A 20042-nucleotide genomic window follows, 5' to 3' on the forward strand; every position below is an offset into this window, starting at 1 on the left:
ACTATTGTCTAACTGTCCACACTGCTCATAAAAACTACATAAATAATTGTCCTTTACAAGTTTCTACCTTGAATCCAAAATTTTATGTAGTTAATGTCAGAATAATAGCCTGAACTACTGTCAATATGTCGGTATTTTACTAAATTTGCGATCTGAAATTATAGTCAGTCAATGGAAAATATTATAAAAGATATCGATATCATCAAGGTTGAGGAAGCAGAGAGCTGTGATTTTAAGGTGACTGCTGAGGAAAATACTGGCAAAACAAAGCGATTGTACATCGAAAGCTATGGTTGCCAAATGAATTTTTCTGATAGTGAGATTGTCGCTTCCATCATGAAAGAAACGGGATTTGATACCACTTCAGATTTCAATAACGCGGATGTAATTTTATTAAACACCTGTTCTATTAGAGAAAAGGCTGAAAATACTGTACGAAAAAGACTAAGTCAGTTCAATCAAATCAAGAAAGCCAAACCAGAATTAATGATCGGTGTCTTGGGCTGCATGGCAGAACGATTAAAAGAAAAGCTTTTAGAGGAAGAAAAGCTTGTGGATTTGGTAGTTGGACCTGATGCATATCGGGACCTACCTAACCTTGTCGGGCAGGCAGAAGATGGCCATAAAGGTGTAAATACATTTTTATCACGGGAGGAAACCTATGCGGACATATCTCCGGTACGCCTAAACTCCAACGGAGTAAGTGCCATGATCTCCATAATGAGAGGTTGTGACAATATGTGCTCTTTTTGCGTGGTTCCATTTACAAGGGGCAGGGAAAGAAGTCGCGATCCTTATTCTATAACCAAAGAAGCCAAAGAACTATTTGACCATGGCTATAGAGAAGTAACCTTATTGGGGCAAAATGTGGACAGCTATAAATGGTCTCCTGAGGAAAACAATAAAGCCCGGCTTAATAAAAAAGAGGCGGAAATAGCTGAAGTGGTCTATTTTTCAGATTTACTGGAAATGGTCGCTAAAGTAGATCCTAAACTTAGGATTCGATTTTCCACTTCCCATCCCAAAGACATTACAGATAAGGTCTTGGAAACAATGAAAGAATACGACAATATCTGTAAATACATCCATTTACCTGTTCAAAGTGGTAACAGCAGAATTCTGGAGATGATGAACAGGACTTATGACCGTGAATGGTACTTGAATCGAATTCAAAAGATCCGTGAAATACTGGGTGAGGATTGCGGGATTTCTTCGGACATGATCGCAGGATTCTGTACAGAGACAGAAGAAGAACATCAGGATACCCTAAGCATGATGGACATTGTTCAATATGATTTCTCTTATATGTTTTATTATTCTGAGCGTCCTGGCACCTTAGCAGAAAAGAAATACAAAGATGATATTCCGCTAGCCGTTAAAAAACGCAGGTTGCAGGAAATCATCGATAAACAAGGTCAACTTTCGCTTATAAGACACAAAAGAGAAGTTGGTCAAATACAGGAGGTTTTGGTAGAAGGATTGTCCAAAAGGTCCAAAGACCAATTGAAGGCAAAAAATTCAGCCAATAAGGTGGTAATAATACCTAAGGGCAATTTAAATATTGGAGATTATGTCACTGTGAAGATCACAGATTGTACGTCAGCGACGCTTTTTGGAGAAATTGTCAATTAAATAAAAAAACATGATCTCTATAAGCCCTTCGGAAATATTAAGCATCAAGCAAAGGTTTGGAATAATTGGCAACAGTCCTTTATTAAACCACGCCATCCAAGTGGCCATGCAGGCTGCTCCTACTGAAATGACGGTATTGGTTACAGGAGAAAGTGGCAGTGGTAAAGAATCATTTTCAAAAATAATTCATGCGCTTAGCAAACGTAAACACGGTAAATTTATCGCAATAAACTGCGGCGCAATACCTGAAGGAACGATAGATTCCGAACTTTTTGGTCATGAAAAAGGATCATTTACCGGAGCTCATGAGGCCAGGAAGGGGTATTTTGAAGTTACAGATGGCGGTTCACTGTTTCTGGATGAAATCGGAGAAATGCCTTTAGGCACCCAGGCCAGGCTATTGCGTGTGCTGGAAAATGGTGAGTTTATCAAAGTAGGCTCCTCAAAGGTTTTAAAAACTGATGTTAGGGTCATCGCTGCCACTAACGTTAACCTTTTGAAAGCCGTAGAAAAAGGGAAGTTTAGAGAAGACCTTTATTATCGATTAAATACAGTTCCCATATTTGTCCCACCATTAAGACAAAGAGAGGATGATGTGGCCTTATTATTTAGAAAATTCACAACTGATTTTTCTGAAAAATACCAGGTAAGACCAATTACGCTTACAGATGATGCAAGAAATTTGCTACTCAAATTTCCTTTTCCCGGAAATATCAGACAATTAAAGAATTTAGCAGAACAAATTTCGTTATTGGAGCAAGAAAGGGAGGTAGATGCTGAAACATTAATCAAATACTTACCAAAGGAAAAAAGCAGTTTGCCAGCATCTATACAAGGAAAAAACGACAAGGGAGATGCCTTTTCGGATTTTTCTGAAAGAGAAATCTTGTATAAGGTCTTATTCGACATGAAAAAGGACATGACGGATTTGAAAAAGCTTATCTTAGAGTCCTATCATTCGGGCGGTCTGGACCAAAACATCATGAAGAAGCACCAGAACCTTTTTGATGATATGGAATCGACCACACATTATGAGGACAACCCAAGCCCTTCGAAAAATTTACCTTTGGTATTGGAATCCTTAAGTGCCAAGAAAGAGTTAAAAGAAGACAATGAGATCTCAAGAAAAAATTACGAAGAGGACGTAATTGAAGATATTATTCACGAGGAGGATGACAATTCTCTTTCTTTGGAAAAAAAGGAAAAAGAACTGATTACCAAAGCATTAAAAAAACACCATAACAAGAGAAAATATGCTGCTATGGATTTGGGGATCTCTGAAAGAACGCTTTATAGGAAGATCAAGCAATATGACATTCAATAAAATAGGATTATGGTTACTAAGTTTAAGTCTAATAGTAGCCTCATGCAAAATTGAATACAGTTTTACAGGAACCACCCTTGATTACAATGTGACCAAAACCTTTTCGGTAGCCAATTTTTTCAATGATTCAGGAGGGGGCCCGGCCAACATGGGGCAATTATTCACTGAGGACTTGAAGGACTATTTTCAGCGGAATACCCAATTGGAGTTGATACAAAACAATGGTGACTTGCAGTTTCTTGGAGCCATAACCCGCTACACGATCACTCCCCAGGCAACTGTATCCAGCCCTAACAGTACACAACCCGACAGGGCAGGTCAAATGCGCATTACGATAGGCGTAGAAGTAGAGTTTATCAATTTGGCTAATGAAGAAGAGAATGCGAAAAAATCCTTTTCTTTTTTCCAAGATTATGACCCAAGAAGCACTACTTTACTGCAGGTAGAAACAGAATTGGTAGAAGTGATTTTTGAAAGTATCATTCAGGATATTTTCACATCTACTGTTGCCAATTGGTAAAAATTGTTAAATTTAAAAGAACAAATTTAAATATTAGCCCTGTGAACGCTCAAGCATTTTTAGAACTCATCAATAAAGCCGATAACCTTGACAATGCTGATTTAAAAAAAGCGTTGAAACTACAGGAAGAATTCCCTTATTTTTTGGTTCCAAAAGTACTTGCTGCAAAATATGAATGGGATAAAGCTTCAGGAGAATCCAAGACCTTACTTCATTGGGCTGCTGTAGTCAGTCCTGAAAGAAGACGATTAAAGCACTTGTTAACAGGCACAGCTCCTATAGTTCCTGTTTCCACGGAAGTAGAAAAAAACACTCCGGCACCAAGTCTAGAAAAAGAACTGGAAGACATTCCTGTTCAAAATAAGCTTGAGAATGAAATCAAGGCAAAAGAAACACCTGTGCCAACTGAAGGAGTAAATACTTCTGAACAAACGCTTACTGAAAACATTTCCAGACCTAAAAGAGATGAAATACTCAGGCGGTTGGAGGAAAATCTGAAAAAAATAAAAAAAACAACCTCGAACAATCAAAATAATTCTGAAAATCTAAAAAAAAAGGACACCCCAGAGGAGGGAAATGAAGAAGTAAATGCTTCAACGGATTCCCCTCGTAAAAAAGTCAAAAAGCCAGAAGCAAAAAAGGCCAAAAAAACCCAGCAAGAATTAATTGATAATTTCGAAGAAAAACCCATCCGTTTGACAAAAGAGAAAATGGATGAAACGGTAGAGCTTCCAGATTTGTCGGAGCAAAGCACCCATTTAAATCACACCATGCTGTCCGAATCATACGCCAAATTATTGGTCAAACAAAATAAAATAAATGAGGCAATAGAAATATATCAAAAATTAATATTGAAGTTTCCAAAGAAAAGGACTTACTTTGCAGATCAAATTGAGAAATTAAAAGAATAAAATAAATAACAAGCATGTTTGTAGTAATCATCAGTATCATTATCGTTTTGGCCGTCTTATTGATTTTGGTCATTCTAGGTCAAAATTCTAAAGGAGGTGCAGGAGCAGCTTTTGGTGGCAGTGCCTCACAAATCATGGGTGTAACTAAAACCGGTAATATTTTAGAGAAAGCTACTTGGGTTTTAGCCATTGCTATTCTGGCCTTGTCTTTGGGTTCTTCCGCATTTCATGAGAGCAGTAGTTCTTCAGGATTTTCTTCTCCAAATGTAGAAAATGCTCAAAAGCAAATTCTAACTCCTTCATCTGACAACGAATCTATTCTGCCTTCTGATGAAAATGCAGAAGAGGCTCCAGTAGAAGCCACACCAGATACTGAAGAGTAACAGCAAATAAAACACATAAAAAAAGGCCTGTTGAAAATCAACAGGCCTTTTTTATTTTAAATTTTAATATTATTTAAGTTAGTAAAGATTGAAGAAGCGCTGGAATATGATTAAATTGTCATTTTAAAATCCTTAAAAAAACAACAAAGTTTATATCTATGTTTGAAAATCATTTAAGTATGGAAGACTTAGGCGCAGACAAATGGCCTAATGTCATTTTATGGGCTGCTCCTGTGATGTTTCTGTTGGTGTTTATAGAATGGGGCATCAGCTTATATCAAAAAAAAGATACTTACGATAAAAAAGATTTCTTGGCTGCCTCTACAATTGGGCTCGTAAATGTAGGTATTAGTGCCTTAATTAAAGCCTTTACATTTGGTGTAGCACTGTTTTGCTGGAACATTGTTCCATGGAAAATCCCTGCTACCTGGTGGTCATTTATATTTTGTTTCTTCGCTATTGATCTTGCCAGGTATTGGGCACATAGGGTTACTCATGAACAACGATTTTGGTGGGCAACACACATTACACACCATAACTCCGCAAAATATAATTTTTCTGTTTCCTTTCGCTTAGGATGGACTCAGCATATAAAGATTATCTTTTTTGTACCGGTGATGTTAATGGGATTTAACCCATTCGTTTTCTTTATTTGTCATCAGGTAGCCGTATTGTATCAATTCTGGATCCACACCGAATACATCAAAAAGCTACCTAAGCCAATTGAATACTTCTTTGTAACTCCTTCCCATCATAGGGTTCACCACGGAAGCGACGCTCATTATTTAGATAAAAATTACGGTTCTACCTTCATTATTTGGGACAGGATTTTTGGAACATTTAAAGCCGAAGAAGAAAGACCTACATATGGTATTACCAAGCCGGTAACTTCCTACAACCCAATTTATTTGGTATTTCATGAATGGGCAGACATTGTAAAAGACATTAGAAAGGCCAAAGATGGCAAAGAGGTGTATCAGATTCTATTTGGAAAACCTGGAGATGAGGTCATTAAAAACCGCGAAATCAGGGAACAAATGGAAAAAGAAAACGCTAAACCAAAAGCGCCATCTACCACTAGCCCTACCCCTATATTGGTCTCGAATGAAAATTCGCTACTGAAAAAAGAAGACTAATCTTGGCTTATCCAATAGGGTCTTCCTATTGCAGGTTAAAATAAAATCATAATAAAAAAGGGGAGACTTGATCTCCCCTTTTTTATTAAACGGATATATTCCTTAGTAATAAACGCTTACTAATGGGCAACAAACTTTCCTGTAAGGGTACATCTTGTTTGGAATAAATGCGCCAGGTAGATGGATTGGGCAGATCTGTAAAGTTCTTGATCAGATCGAGTTTAATGCGGTTACAGGTATTGTTGAGGCTTTTCCTGAAGGCGGCAACAAACCATAACACTATCCCTCTATATTTATCCAGACTATTTTGAAAAAGGTCAATTTTGTAGCGATAAACCAAGATGTCCTTCGAGTTTCCATTGGACACTAAGGCATAGCCTTCTTTTTGGTAAAGAGCAGAAAGTCCAACAGGCTCTATTTCTAATTGATCCTCAATAAATTCATAAATGCTCTTTCCTTCCTCTATTTGTTTTTTGATTTGAGGTAAAGCATAGGAGATGATCTCCCCCATTTGTTTCATTACTTCATCCTCATTGGTTTTATCTTTATAAGTAATGGTTAACTTCTTCAAGTCCACCTTATCAACCTCTTTAGGAAACCCCGATTTCAACTCATTTCTTGTTTTATCAAGGTTTTCAAGTTTTTGATAGTGGTGAATAAGTTCAGCCAGCGGAGGATAAAGTTTTACGGATTTAAAATCCTTTTCAACATCTTGTAAATAGGCCAAAAGAAGGTATTTCTTATACTCGAAATCAACCCAGCCTTCAGAGATCCAATTATCCGATAGTTTTCCCATAATTTATCTTTTTAAATCATAAAGATAAAGTACGTAAATATGACATAATTACCAATTCTTCACAGTAAAATTGACAGGCTAACTAAATAATAGTCTGGTCTAACCTGTCAGTATTGAAGAATAAATAAGACTTTATGTCAGTAAAAATGTAAATATCACGATTGGCACAGAAAGTGTAAATAAGGATTTTGTATTACAGAAATCAAACTTTAAAAATAACTAAATCACATGTCTAAAGTTAACATCCAACCTCTAGCAGACAGGGTTTTGGTAGAACCCGCTGCCGCAGAAGAAAAAACGGCTTCAGGCCTTTATATCCCTGATACCGCCAAAGAAAAACCACAAAAAGGTACAGTAGTAGCTGTAGGTAATGGCAAAAAAGATGAGCCATTAACCGTAAAAGTAGGTGACACTGTTTTGTATGGTAAGTACGCTGGCACCGAGCTATCTGTGGAAGGTGCTGATTATTTGATCATGAGAGAAGCTGACATTTTCGCTATCTTATAATTAAAGATCCTATAATCAAGTTTAATTAATTAAAACTCAAAAAAGTTTAAAAAAATGGCTAAGGAATTATTTTTCAATACCGACGCAAGGGATCGCCTTAAAAAAGGAGTTGACGCCCTAGCTGATGCAGTAAAGGTAACATTAGGTCCAAAAGGCAGAAATGTAATTTTGGACAAAAAATTTGGCGCTCCAAGTATAACTAAAGATGGTGTAACTGTAGCTAAAGAAATTGAATTAGAAGACGCTATAGAAAACATGGGGGCTCAATTGGTAAAAGAAGTGGCTTCCAAAACTGCTGATGATGCTGGTGACGGTACTACCACAGCCACAGTATTGACCCAGTCAATTTTTTCTGTAGGTATTAAAAACGTAGCTGCAGGTGCCAACCCAATGGACCTTAAAAGAGGTATTGACAAAGCTGTAGAAGCTATCGTTGCAGAATTAAGAGCTGCATCTAAAGAAATCTCTACTTCTAAAGAAATCGCACAGGTAGGAACCATTTCTGCAAACAATGACGAGGAAATCGGCAAGATGATAGCTGACGCTATGCAGAAAGTAGGTAAAGACGGTGTTATCACTGTCGAGGAAGCAAAAGGTACTGAAACAGAAGTAAGAACTGTTGAAGGTATGCAATTTGACAGAGGATATCTTTCTCCGTACTTCACTACCAATACTGAGAAGATGGAAGCTGAATTGGAAAATCCTTACATTCTTATCTATGATAAGAAGATTTCTGCAATGAAAGAATTGCTTCCAGTTTTAGAACCAGTTGCTCAATCAGGCCGACCATTGTTGATCATCGCTGAAGATGTTGATGGAGAAGCGCTAGCTACATTGGTAGTGAACAAAATCAGAGGTGCACTGAAAGTTGCCGCTGTTAAAGCTCCAGGTTTCGGAGACAGAAGAAAAGCCATGTTAGAAGACATCGCTACGCTTACAGGTGGTACTGTTATTTCGGAAGAAAGAGGTTACAAGCTTGAGAATGTAACTGTAGATTACCTAGGTACTGCAGAGAAAATCAATATCGATAAAGACAACACTACCATCGTTAATGGTGCTGGTGAAAAAGCTTCAATCGAAGCTAGAATCAACGAGATCAAATCTCAGATAGAAAAAACTACTTCTGACTACGACCGTGAAAAACTTCAAGAAAGATTAGCTAAGCTATCTGGTGGAGTTGCTATCCTTTACATAGGTGCTGCCACTGAAGTAGAAATGAAAGAGAAAAAAGACAGAGTTGATGATGCACTTCATGCAACCAGAGCTGCTGTACAAGAAGGCGTAGTAGTAGGTGGTGGAGTTGCCCTAATCAGAGCTTCTGTAGCACTTGACAAACTTAAAGGTCTTAATGAAGATGAAGATACAGGTATCAACATCATCAAGCAGGCTGTTGAAGCTCCTTTGAGAACAATCGTTTCCAATTCAGGAGGAGAAGGTTCTGTAGTTATCAACAGAATCAAAGACTCTAAAGGAGATTATGGTTACAATGCTAGAACTGACAAATATGAAGACTTGTTCAAAGCTGGTGTAATTGATCCAACTAAAGTAACACGTCTTGCATTAGAGAATGCTGCATCAATCGCTGCCTTATTGCTTACTACTGAATGTGTAGTAGCTGACATTAAAGAAGAATCTCCTGCAGGCCCACCAATGGGTGGCGGAGGAATGGGTGGAATGATGTAATCCATTCGCATAAAACGCTGAAAAGGGAAGCCATAATGGCTTCCCTTTTTTTTATTCAATTTTATCCAGTTTTAGCTTTAAACATTTGATTATAGAATAAAACCATCTCCTAAGCAATTAAAAGTTGTTTCTTATAGTTCTACCTGAAACTTACAAGGGATTGCAATAGCAAAACCTAAAAGCCTGTCATCAAATGGCCTTATATTCTTGCGGTTACCTCATTTGGAGAATGAAATCGAGAAATTTTTCCGCATTGTTTTACTTTGACACATATCCTGATCCTGACTCATTAGTTGAAATTTAAATACATTCAAACCAGCAAAAATTTAAGACTTTATTTTAATAGTGGAATTATAATGTTAAATTTCAGTCGTAAGAGAACGAGAGAGAGAAAAGTTTTTATTTAAATATAAATGTATCCATTCGATTTAATTGTTTTAATTGATGATGACCCAATAAACAATCTGATCAATAAACGGTTAATCAACAAATTAAATTTATCACCTAAGACCATCGAATTTTTAGAGGCTGAGGTCGCATTACAATACCTGAAAGATCCAAACTTGGAAAAAAGGTTATTGATTCTTGTCGATATTAACATGCCTGTAATGAATGGTTGGGATTTTTTAAGCCAGTATCTGGAACTTGAAAATGGCAGGAACGATCGTATCATAATGCTATCAAGCTCTATTGACTTCCAGGATCGGCAAAAATCAAAAGAGTTTCCCTTTGTAAGTGGGTTTATTGAAAAACCACTCACCCACGAAAAATTAGAGTCGCTACTTTAAAGCTATTTATTTTCGCCCTCAGGTTAAAATGATAAACTGATTTACCTTCTGAAAGCTCTTCCCTAATTTTAACCCGAAAAATAACAATGTTCGAAAATCTTTTGCTTGCTGATGTATTTACAATTTCAGCATACCGCAGCAATTTACGATAAAGTTGTAGCTATCTATGCTGGCTTGAATTCCCATGGGAATGGTTGCAGTACCCCGTAGATCTGGATGTCCCTGGATACAACTTAGACTCAATGAACCAAATGTACTTTTGCATGCTCAATAGCCTCTGTGGAGTTTTTAATCCATACGATTTTATTACTGGGTAGCAATTTATTCAATTCCTCCTCTCTTATAGGATCTTTGGTTCCGACCTGCCTAATGTACACAGCCTCTATCCTATGTTTATACTTGCTAATTATTTCGGCATAAATTTCAGGATCATGCTGACCGCTGTCTCCTAAAAGAACAAAATTCAAGTTTGGATAAAAATCCATCAGAAAAGATATCTTTTCAACTTTATGCTTATGGCTGCCCCCTCCAGACTTCCAAATATTTTTCAAATCCATATGCCTATCTTTTAATAATATAGGACCTACCGGAATCTCCCTATATTTCAAAAAATCCTGGATCAGGTCAAAGAGATTCCAATCACTACTGGAAACATAAAATACTGGATACTGAGCATTTGCTGATAATAATCGGTAAAACTCACTTACTCCTGGAAGTGGTCTCCTTGTATAGGCATTTTTAGAGACGGACAACCAAAACTTTTCCTGAATATTGGTGGCCTTAGAAACAATGATGGTATCGTCTATATCTGAAATTATTCCATGTGGATAATTCTTTTGAAATCTCAAAATCTCTTTGGTTATAGATGGAACTTCTGGCTTAAGCCCCTCATCGGCCAACAATGAAAATTGGACTGTTTTTGTAGATTCAGAGGTTTTTTCATCTATGTCATACAGACCCTCAAAAACACCTTCTTCATCCGTGACCAATTGTTTATTAAGTCCAGCAATTCTCAATTCGACCTTCGCATCCGGAACACTGCTCCCAGCATACCTTCTTAAAGTTGCCAAAATATTATGCAAGGTATTGTGCTTATCTGAAGGCCTACTTTGTTTGTAAGCTTCGATCACCCTACCCTTAACAAAAAGGTGAGAAGAATTACCTAGCACCACAAAAACCTCAACACGCAAAAGATCAAGTTTTCCCAACTTTCTCTTAAGTATCGAAAAAAAATAACGGAACGGCCAAGTCAACCCTCTGAATAGATAAATCTGCTTCATATTATTTAAAAGTCCTCAAATCCTAGGCCAGCCGCAGATCTCACCTTTGAAAAGGCAATATTTAAGTCTACATAAAGGGAATTATTGACTAAATGGGAATCAAACAGACTCGTCTCTCTGGCATTGATTAAAAACAAGGAACTCTCCCCTAGTTCAAATTTAATTCTTTCTCCTTTCAATAAATTTTCCAGCCCTTTTACGTTTTGTGAAAATATTTTTAACTGCTGATCTAAAACTTGGTATTCATTGAAGAACTTCCTGAGCTTTGCACTCAATTGCTCGAATTTTAAATCTCTTTTATAATTTACATCTGCTATTTTTGTCTTTGTCAATCCCAGATCTCCTCTTTCCTTTCTTAATAACAAAGGAGTTGCCACCTGAATTCCGAATTTATAATTATTCTCTAAAAAACCAAGCTGCTGCATCCCTCCAAAGGTTTCTGTTAAAAAATTATATTTAAGCTTGATTTTAGGCTTTAGCTGCTCCGCCTTATACCTGCGCTCAACATCTAGGTAATCAAGGTCGTAATCAATTAAGCGCAATTCAGGATGGTCTAGTAAAGCCTCACTATAGAAGTCCTTATTTAATTCCTGAAATGGCAAACTAAAAAGCGGCTCAGGCACAGCTAAAGCTTCAAGATTTATAGGTCTTTCCTCTTCATCCCATAGGTAAACATTCAATTCCTGTGTACTTGAGAAAAACTCATAGCCTGCTTTTTGAAATTTAATACTTCTATTCAATACTTGGGTATAAGCTTCTACTGTATCGATGGCCGGAAGATCTCCTTGCTCAAAACGGCCTATCACCCCTTCAAACCTGACCTTTGCTAACCTTAACCCTTCCTCATGTACCTTCAAGTCTGCATAAGCCCCAGCCCATTTCCAATATGCAACAGTGGCTTCATAATAAAGGTTAATCAAACTAAGCCTCCTTTCTTCAATGGAGGCCAAATTGTAAATTTTCGCCTGTTGAAGTGCTGCCCTGCGTTTGTCAATCAACAAACCATTACCCACATTCACTGCTGCGCCTACAGCATAAAGTCCATTACTAGGAACATTTTGTTCTGGATTAAGGTAGGTTCCCCTATTATTTTCCACAATCCCTTGAAACTCTACCCCTCCTACTGTTGGAATTAGCACCCCTCCTTCACGTTTGTTATAATATTGCTTTTCCTGGTATTGCTTTTCATCAATACTACCATACAGATAGGGATCAAAGCCTCCTCTTGCTTTCCGAACTTCTTGCTTTCCAAACTCCAAATACAAGTCAGCTTGCTTTATTACCGGATGGTATTGTCGCACCCATATCATGAACTGGTCAAAAGTAAGGGGCTTATCCTGGGCGCTAAGCGGAGTCAGTACGAATGCAAATAATAGTCCAAGTAAACCAATGCTCTGTTTCATTTTGCTTGTTTTTTCATTTCCTTAGCCTCTTGAAGGGTATAATAATCTGGTGGGAACCCGTTCATTTGACGCCATATTTCGTACCAAACAGGAACATCGTTAAGCAATGCGATTCCATCTGCTCCTGCTCCAATTCTTAAAGCCTCAGGCCATGGTTCTTCATCTGGATCAGGAACTACCAATACCCTGTACTTATTATTAGTGCTAGTAAAGTTGTCAATGGCAATTACCTTTCCTCCAAACGTGCCATTTGACAATTCTGGCCACCCCGAAAACACAATCGCCGGCCAACCATCAAAAATGAATCTGATTTTACTGTCTATTTTAACTAATGGCAGATCTATTGGATCAACATAAATCTCTACTGCCAGGGAATAATTTTGAGGCATAATGCTTATTATTTCTGCACCCTCTTTAATGGTTTCACCTATCCCTACCTGTATGGCTTTTGTGATGTATCCCGACTGAGGAGCCAATACATAATACATGCCCGACCTTACGGTATAGTTGGTCAATTCATTCTTTAATTTATTGACACCAGCCTCAGCATCATATTGACCAGAAAGCGCCGAGAACCTTTCTGAATTAACTTTGGCCAATTTGTCCCTGAAATCATTATCAATGGCATTCAACTCTATAGTAGCAGATATGTATTCATTCCTGCTTCCAAGCAATTTATTCTCCGCACTCAATGCTTTTGCTTGGGCTTCCTGAAGTTTAATTTTCCTTGCTTCCAGATCAGTAAGAGATTTCAAGCCTTCCTCATACAGCTTTTCCATCCTTTGGAACTGCTTTTCGGCAACCATAAAGTTGACCTTTTCTGCTTCCAACATTATACTATCGGACAACACCTTTAAATTTGCTTGTTTTAGCTTATTTTGTGCCTGTTCTTTTCTCAATTTGTTATTTCTTTCTAAAGCAGAAAGTTGTTGTTCTTGAGCATTGATCTTTGCTTCATAGGATTTTACAGAAAGCTCCTTTGCATCTACTTGCAATTGTGTTCTATTGAGTAAATCAGGGTCCATATACTGTTCCTTAACTTCCGAGAGGTAAAGAATAGTGTCTCCTTTAGCCACAAAATCACCTTCTTGAACATACCACTGCTCAATTCTTCCAGGAATAATGGAATGTATGGTTTGTGGCCTGTGCTCAGGTTTTAGCGCTGTCAATGTACCTTTTGATCTGAAGTTTTGAGTCCATGGCAAGAAAAGAAAGACAAAACCAGCCATCAATAGATACAATAAAATCCTTATCCTTCTTCGGCTCTGATTGCTTGATACGGTCAACCGATAACTGTCAAAGGAATTGAGATCAATTAATTCTTTGATCGAATTTCTAGAAATGTTTAACATGGATTTAACGTTTATTCTGCTTGCTGTAATTTTTATAGCTAAGGTAATCACCTTTAAAAGCAATCTCCCCAGACTTCATGGCCACTATTTTATCCGCTCTTTGCAAAATTGAATCTTGAGTAGAAACCATTACCATGGTCCAGGGGCCTGAGAAAATAAAATCAAAAACCCTGTCAGATTCTTCCTTGTTCAGGTAATTAAGCTCTTCTTCAAGCAATAATAATTTTGGAGAGAAACACAGGCTTCTGGCCAAAATTATTTTACTTATTTGAGCGTTACTAAGATTTTTACCTTCTGGTAAAAGGGTAGTTTCAAGGTCATCTTTAAGTTTATATATGTATTCGTTCAATCCAACAACCTCTAAAACTTCTCTTAACATGCTCTCTGAAACACCCTCATTTCCCACAGTTATGTTCTCCCTAATTGTGCCATGAAAAACCGATTGTCTTGACAAACTATCACCTATTAAGGACCTTAATTTCTCCAAAGACAAGGTGTCGATGGGCAACTTATTGACAATTACATTACCTTGGAAATCTTCTATCAACCCGGCCATGATTTGTAAAAGGGTGCTTTTACCAGCGCCGCTTTCTCCAGTAATGATTATTTTTTCACCTCCTCTAATTTCCAAATCAATCTGATTCAATATAGGAGCAGCATTATCTCTAGAGTTATAAGTAACGTTTTTAAAAACATAGGACAAACCGGACATCTCTTCATTTAAAGCATTAACCTTACCTGAAGCTCTCTCCAGATCCATATCCATTATCAACCCTAATTTTTCGGTAGCAGTAAGCGTGTCATATACCGTTTCTAAGCTAAGTATGATTTTCTCAACAGAATTGATAATCAAAACTATGATTATTTCTGCTGCAACAAATTGACCTATACTGATCTCATTGTTCATTAACAATAAACTCCCTGCCACCAGAAGAATGACAACAATAAGCACCTTAAAGGCAATTAATACCTTAAACTGAAAAATCAGCACTGCAAAATGAGAATTTCTGAAAGTGACATATTTTTTCACCAATTGATCCACTCGATTGAAAGGCAATGGAGAATAACCTGACAGCTTAAATGTTTCTAATGTCCTGGCAATTTCTTCCAACCAATATGCTATTTCATATTTAGCAGAGGATTCTTTCAAACTAGTCTTCATTCCTTTTGGACTTGTAAACCTGAAAATCAAGTAAATGGTAAGAATCAAAACCAATGAGAAAATAATGAAAAACGGATGGTAAATGGCCAACAAAATCAACCCAAAAAAGACTTGCAAGGAAGCTGTACTAAAATCTATTAGTAATTTGGATAATCCTTTTTGCAAATTTATGGTATCGAAAAATCGATTGACCAATTCAGGAGCATATTCCCCCCTTAAAGACTCCATTTTTAACCTTGGAAGTCGATAAGCAAATTCAATTGCCGATTTACTAAATACACGTTGCTGTAATTTTTCGGATAAATAAAGCTGACTAACTTGTAGATAACCACCAAATATAACTCCTAGTGCCACAATGATTACAAGGATCACCCATGAGGTGGTAAGTCTTCCTCCCAAAATAAAATTTAGAATAGCCTGGATTCCTAGAGGTAGGGATAGGGAAACGAGACCATTGAGAACGGCATAAAAATATATGGCGTAAATCTCTCTTTTTTCACTCTTTAAAAGACTGAAAAAACGCTTTAGGGGCGTATTAATTAAACTTTCATCCATTTTTAAGAGAATTAAAAACCAAATTATAATAAAATTCAAGCTTAGGTTGACCTTTAAACTTATCCTCGATCAGATTTGGCATATGCTTGGAACAGTAGGTATTTAAAACAGAGGACCAGATCAATGTTGAGACAAATGCCTTGGGGAAGGGGTGATTGGGGTTTAATTCATTAAAGATCTGGATTAACCTTTCACTAAAATTATAAAACTGGTTAAAATACCCACTGCTATTTTCATTGTCCACATCCTTGGTCATAAAAGCCTTATTCGATTCTTCGGTAACAACCTTTCTGAGTAAACTAATGTTTAGATATAAATTTTCATTAAAGACCGGACCTTCAACCAGCAGTTTTATTGCCATTTTGATCTTTTCTTTCGGACTTTCCATATTGGCAGTACCATAGACCAAGTTGTGCTCAAGCCAGCCCCAATACCAATCAATATAGTAAAGCAATAGTTTGTGCTTGTTTTCAAAATACCTATAAATAGCTGCTTCAGTGCTATTTACCTGTAATGAAAGTCTTTTAAAATTAAAAGACTCCATTCCTAGCTCGTCTATTAAGGACAGGCTTTCTTCTAAAATTTTTTTTCCTAAATCTGAACTCAGAGGATCTTTAATGAAAATTCCCGGTTTGACTGGGATTATGGTATTGTTTAATATACGATGCATAATAAAGATATAGTAAATCTAACTCAACAATTAAACGAACTAATTAAAGGTAAGTTTTACTAACTATAAAAAAATATTACTTATTACCGAAGTACATCTGTCAGATTAACGATTTGGCGATCTCCTTTTTAAACCCCAAAAAGGCAATTAAACTTCATTTACCTGAAGCAATCACTTCCCTTGAGGAAAAATCAGGACAGGCTGAGAATGTCAGTAAACCCTATTGAACAATCCGGGTTAAAGGTGTCCTATTCCCAAAGCTAGCCCTTGCACCTTTTTTGAAAAAGCCTTATTTTGCGCGGAGTAATTTTGGGATTTCGTGAAAGTGAAAACTTTTCTACTCAAGCATTATTTTATCTATTTCTGTTATCTCTCACCCCTCAGAAGTCAAATAAAAGCCATTGTATGTTTACTTCAAAATGTGACGAACTGATCATTTCAGATTGGAAAATTGAGTACCTTTGACCATTATTCTTCCTTCAACTTTGGAATAATACTTAGTGTTGAATGGAAGGAGTTTGAGATGCAATCCTCTCTGGTTATGAATTAACTACTCTTAATGTGCTTTTTTTACTCGTATTGCTGTATGTAATTCCCCTATTTCTGATTGCGGTTTATAAAATCGTAGTCAAGGGCAAATGGGAATGGGTGATTTTCTTCTTTATTTTATATCTACCCTTCTATATTACAATCCTAAGTATTGTTTACCAGTCCACAGGCTCCGTTTTATTGGTTAATATCTTTCAATATTTAAAGGAGCTGATGCTTTTATTGGCTGGCATCTCCTGGCTGGTTTACCAAAGAAATGTATTTGAATACACGTTTAGAATTCAATTAATTGACAAGCTTTTTTTAGCATTTTACCTACTCTGCTTTGTATTTCTTATTGCTCCAATTGGTAGCGCCGATTTTATAACTAAAGCCATTTATTTTAAGAATGTGCTTATAATGGGACTTTTATACTTTTTCGGACGAAATACCACTCTGAAAGATGGTGAATACCGCAATTTATTTTTGATTTTAATATTCCTTTTTATTGCTGCATTTGGCGTAAATATTTTTGAAACATTAATTCAAACCCACTCTCAAAACCTTACTGGTTACGCATTGTATAATAGCGTTATTAATAATACAGAACCTTCAGGTAATTACGGGCTCACCTGGTCATTCGAAACCCAAACCACAGGGATGAGGTTGGCTTCCTTCTTTTCCAATCCGTTGGAATTGGCAAGTTCGTGCCTATTGGGATTTTCAGTTGGCCTTATTGGCTATCTTACCTCCAAACGAGAACAATCCTGGGTATTTATTCTTATGATGCTTGCAACGATTGGTAGCCTGTTTTTTGCTGCATCCAGGGCATCTTTTGCCTCCTTTTTTATTCAATTGTCTTTTATCGCCATCATCTTTAGATTGTATGGATTGATCAAAATAGGCATTGCACTCTTTGTGTCTTTGGTCTCATATATTATTTTCTTTGCTTCAGATGAGCTCTATTACTTTGTTATAGATACGCTAACTTTTGAAAATGCCTCCAGTTTAGGGCATGTTGTAGCATGGTTTGAGGCATTAGACCAGATGATAGTGGCTCCACTTGGCTCGGGTTTAGCCACGAGTGGAAATGCAAGTACCGTGACGGATGAGCTCAGAATTGGAGGAGAAAATCAGTTCTTAATTTTTGGAGTTCAACTTGGTGTATTAGGGATGCTACTTTATACAGCCATATTGGCTACTGGAATTTGGACGGCTGTCAAAACCTTTAAAATAGCTGATAACACACACTTAGCACGAATAGCATTTATAGGGGCCACTACTAAGGTGGGACTGCTTTTACCACTTTTTACCGCCAATGCAGAATTGTATGCATTCGTATCATGGATAAGTTGGTGGATGATAGGCTTAAGTGTAAAAACCTACATTTCCTGCTCCTTCAATCAAAACAGTATTGTTGAAAGTAATTCGTAATCAGAAGACAGCTATCAAAATAAATCGAAGCATTGGGTTTACATGAAAAATTGTGGCAAAAATCAAGGAATACACCTTATCCAAGTATTGTTAAGCGTTTAGTTATTCTCTATTTTTACCCTTATTAATAAATAAATTTAACTATAAATGATTCTTCATAAAGAATGTCCACTTTGTAATTCCACATCACTTTTAGGGTATGCCATTGATACCAAAAGAAGAGGGCCCCATATTTCCAGGGTTCAATGCAGCTCTTGTAAATTGGTTTTTGCCAACCCAATGGCTGACGCAGCTGAGTTAAATAGTTATTACAATGATTATTATGAAAAAGATCATTATATGGCTATGGATTATAAAAAGATAATACTGGATCAATATGAGTACTTTAAAACCATTAAGCCTGAGGACATTGGTAAGGAAACAAGACACCTCAAGATGCTAAAATCAAAATCTAAATTTTTGGATGTAGGTTGTGGTTTGGGTCTGGGATTGGCACAAGCAAATCAGTTAAATTGTGAACTATATGCTACGGAATTTGATGAAGGAGCATTGGAATTTGTTAAAAATCATTTTAAGATACAGACTTTTAAGGGTGACCTTTGGGGAGCCAACTATCCAGACAATTTTTTTGATTTTGTTCATATTTCACATGTTATCGAACATGTACTTGATCCAAGAGCTTATGTTCAAGAAATGTCAAGAATTTTAAAACCAGGAGGATTTTTAGCAATAGGAACTCCAGACATCTCCAGTTATCTATACAGGATGCACAGGTGGATTAATCTATTACAGTTGAAAGTTCCAGATGTCATCGATGGACTTGAACACACTTTTATTTTTCCAAAATCAGGACTCCGTTCTTTATGTATTCAAGAAGATCTGGAAGTAGTAGATCACTATACCTATTCTCTTGGGGAAAAAATAAGTAATCTTAGAAACTACAAAATGCCACTCTCAAAAAAACTCAATCGGTTGATTCAAAATGCTTTTCATATTAATCAATGGATTGTTTGCCAGAAAAAACCTTCAATCTGAAACAAGGGTTAGAAATTCTATTATGTGCTGAAATATCCAATCATTTTTATTTTATTGTGTTTGCAACACATCCCCTGAAGAAAAATCAAAAATTCCTATTTCATAATCTGGGTTCAAATTATTAAACAGCACCAAGGAGGACGAGATAAAAATTGGATGAATTATCAGTCGGATGGAAGTTATTCCTTCCCTCCATCCGACTGATTACCCCTCATTTCAAAACCTATTGTAAGTTTTGGTTGTAGTTATTTCAAGTTTGGTTCATAGGATATCTTACCCATGCCATATAGATACAAGACTTTAGAATACCTTAACATAATAGGCAACAATGCTATATTAAAGAAAACGACGGACACGATGTAGACCATAAGGTCTGGATCATCAAAAACGTAATTCAGAACAATCATTACGTTGATAAACAAGGCAACCGAAAGGGCATAGCTAATGTACATTGCTCCGTAATAAAAGTCAGGTTCTGGTACAAGTTCTACACCACAATTAGGACAACATTGATTGATCTGGCTTAATTTTCTAAAACTAAAAACTGAAGCAGGGAAAAGATTTCCTTTTCTACATTTTGGACACTTGGCCTTCAAAATGGCTCCAGTCAAACTTCTTTGTTCATTCATGAATTTATTAATTAAAATTACCGGACTTCGTCCAAGTCATAATCTTTGCCTTTACCCCAACGCAAAAGCTCTTCGAGTTCATAATACTCCAAAGTGGCTAAATCTTTCATCTTAAAATTTTCTCTTCCGATTCTTTCCATAACCTCCAAGAACCTGATTTCCCCATAATTTACTAGCTTGTAAACACGGCCCACTCTTATATTGTCAATTGCTAATGGCATTCAAAAGTTATTTAAATAGGAAGATCATTATTCAAAATACGCTCGGCTTTCAGCCACGAAGAATTCAAAGTTAATTTGTTTTAAGTTCTAATT

19 protein-coding genes are annotated in these 20042 nt (G+C 36.7%); 11 read left to right on the plus strand and 8 right to left on the minus strand.

Annotated features, from left to right (window positions below):
• Positions 1–171 precede the first annotated feature (171 nt).
• The 6 genes from miaB (at position 172) to AC13EX_RS09935 (ending at position 5906) form a co-directional block, all read left to right on the plus strand.
• A complete protein-coding gene (gene miaB / locus AC13EX_RS09910; protein ID WP_482892549.1) occupies positions 172–1632 on the plus strand; it encodes a tRNA (N6-isopentenyl adenosine(37)-C2)-methylthiotransferase MiaB in 1461 nt (486 codons plus the stop codon).
• A gap of 10 nt (positions 1633–1642) precedes the next feature.
• On the plus strand, positions 1643–2956 hold the full coding sequence (locus tag AC13EX_RS09915; RefSeq protein ID WP_048642614.1) for a sigma-54 interaction domain-containing protein: 1314 nt from the start codon (positions 1643–1645) through the stop codon (positions 2954–2956).
• A complete protein-coding gene (gene lptE / locus AC13EX_RS09920; protein ID WP_482892550.1) occupies positions 2943–3476 on the plus strand; it encodes an LPS assembly lipoprotein LptE in 534 nt (177 codons plus the stop codon). The genes AC13EX_RS09915 and lptE overlap by 14 nt, the downstream gene beginning before the upstream one ends.
• Positions 3477–3517: 41 nt before the next feature.
• The gene (locus AC13EX_RS09925) at positions 3518–4387 is read left to right on the plus strand and encodes a hypothetical protein (RefSeq protein ID WP_482892551.1); all 870 of its coding nucleotides are present in this window, start codon (positions 3518–3520) and stop codon (positions 4385–4387) included.
• A 14-nt stretch (positions 4388–4401) separates the two neighbouring features.
• Positions 4402–4770 (plus strand): preprotein translocase subunit SecG, encoded by a 369-nt coding sequence (secG, locus tag AC13EX_RS09930; protein ID WP_482892552.1) that lies wholly within the window; start codon positions 4402–4404, stop codon positions 4768–4770.
• A 158-nt stretch (positions 4771–4928) separates the two neighbouring features.
• Positions 4929–5906 (plus strand): sterol desaturase family protein, encoded by a 978-nt coding sequence (locus tag AC13EX_RS09935; protein ID WP_048642610.1) that lies wholly within the window; start codon positions 4929–4931, stop codon positions 5904–5906.
• A gap of 85 nt (positions 5907–5991) precedes the next feature.
• Here the strand turns inward: AC13EX_RS09935 and AC13EX_RS09940 are convergent, their stop codons facing one another.
• Positions 5992–6702, minus strand: coding sequence for a hypothetical protein (locus tag AC13EX_RS09940; RefSeq protein ID WP_482892553.1), 711 nt, complete (start codon positions 6700–6702; stop codon positions 5992–5994).
• A gap of 228 nt (positions 6703–6930) precedes the next feature.
• On the opposite strand from AC13EX_RS09940, the gene AC13EX_RS09945 reads away from it, so the two are divergent.
• The 3 genes from AC13EX_RS09945 to AC13EX_RS09955 all read left to right on the plus strand — a co-directional run bounded on the left by AC13EX_RS09945 (position 6931) and on the right by AC13EX_RS09955 (position 9680).
• Positions 6931–7209, plus strand: a complete 279-nt coding sequence (locus tag AC13EX_RS09945; RefSeq protein ID WP_014021059.1) for a co-chaperone GroES — start codon at positions 6931–6933, stop codon at positions 7207–7209.
• A 54-nt stretch (positions 7210–7263) separates the two neighbouring features.
• Positions 7264–8892 (plus strand): chaperonin GroEL, encoded by a 1629-nt coding sequence (gene groL, locus AC13EX_RS09950; RefSeq protein ID WP_048642608.1) that lies wholly within the window; start codon positions 7264–7266, stop codon positions 8890–8892.
• A gap of 413 nt (positions 8893–9305) precedes the next feature.
• Entirely contained in the window at positions 9306–9680 is a 375-nt protein-coding gene (locus AC13EX_RS09955; RefSeq protein ID WP_048642607.1) for a response regulator, read from the plus strand.
• A gap of 239 nt (positions 9681–9919) precedes the next feature.
• On the opposite strand, the gene AC13EX_RS09960 is transcribed toward AC13EX_RS09955, so the two are convergent.
• From AC13EX_RS09960 to AC13EX_RS09980, 5 genes are read right to left on the minus strand one after another with little or no spacing between them, the layout of a single operon-like run.
• Positions 9920–10960 (minus strand): phosphatase domain-containing protein, encoded by a 1041-nt coding sequence (locus tag AC13EX_RS09960; RefSeq protein ID WP_482892554.1) that lies wholly within the window; start codon positions 10958–10960, stop codon positions 9920–9922.
• Between the two features lie 5 nt (positions 10961–10965).
• Positions 10966–12363: a TolC family protein gene (locus AC13EX_RS09965; protein ID WP_482892555.1), complete on the minus strand. Its 1398-nt coding sequence runs from the start codon at positions 12361–12363 to the stop codon at positions 10966–10968.
• Entirely contained in the window at positions 12360–13715 is a 1356-nt protein-coding gene (locus AC13EX_RS09970; RefSeq protein ID WP_482892556.1) for an HlyD family secretion protein, read from the minus strand. The genes AC13EX_RS09965 and AC13EX_RS09970 overlap by 4 nt, the downstream gene beginning before the upstream one ends.
• 4 nt (positions 13716–13719) lie before the next feature.
• The gene (locus AC13EX_RS09975) at positions 13720–15432 is read right to left on the minus strand and encodes a peptidase domain-containing ABC transporter (protein ID WP_339713941.1); all 1713 of its coding nucleotides are present in this window, start codon (positions 15430–15432) and stop codon (positions 13720–13722) included.
• A complete protein-coding gene (locus tag AC13EX_RS09980; RefSeq protein WP_482892557.1) occupies positions 15425–16102 on the minus strand; it encodes a TetR/AcrR family transcriptional regulator in 678 nt (225 codons plus the stop codon). Before AC13EX_RS09980 ends, AC13EX_RS09975 begins: the two co-directional genes overlap by 8 nt.
• A 561-nt stretch (positions 16103–16663) precedes the next feature.
• On the opposite strand from AC13EX_RS09980, the gene AC13EX_RS09985 reads away from it, so the two are divergent.
• The gene (locus tag AC13EX_RS09985; RefSeq protein ID WP_482892558.1) at positions 16664–18064 is read left to right on the plus strand and encodes an O-antigen ligase domain-containing protein; all 1401 of its coding nucleotides are present in this window, start codon (positions 16664–16666) and stop codon (positions 18062–18064) included.
• Between the two features lie 147 nt (positions 18065–18211).
• The gene (locus AC13EX_RS09990) at positions 18212–19099 is read left to right on the plus strand and encodes a class I SAM-dependent methyltransferase (RefSeq protein WP_482892559.1); all 888 of its coding nucleotides are present in this window, start codon (positions 18212–18214) and stop codon (positions 19097–19099) included.
• A 245-nt stretch (positions 19100–19344) separates the two neighbouring features.
• Here the strand turns inward: AC13EX_RS09990 and AC13EX_RS09995 are convergent, their stop codons facing one another.
• Together AC13EX_RS09995 and AC13EX_RS10000 are read right to left on the minus strand one after the other, a co-directional pair.
• The gene (locus AC13EX_RS09995; RefSeq protein WP_339713930.1) at positions 19345–19728 is read right to left on the minus strand and encodes a DUF983 domain-containing protein; all 384 of its coding nucleotides are present in this window, start codon (positions 19726–19728) and stop codon (positions 19345–19347) included.
• A gap of 17 nt (positions 19729–19745) precedes the next feature.
• On the minus strand, positions 19746–19949 hold the full coding sequence (locus AC13EX_RS10000) for a hypothetical protein (protein WP_048642600.1): 204 nt from the start codon (positions 19947–19949) through the stop codon (positions 19746–19748).
• Between the last annotated feature and the right edge of the window lie 93 nt (positions 19950–20042).

This window comes from Cyclobacterium sp. L-R (genome assembly GCF_056859355.1).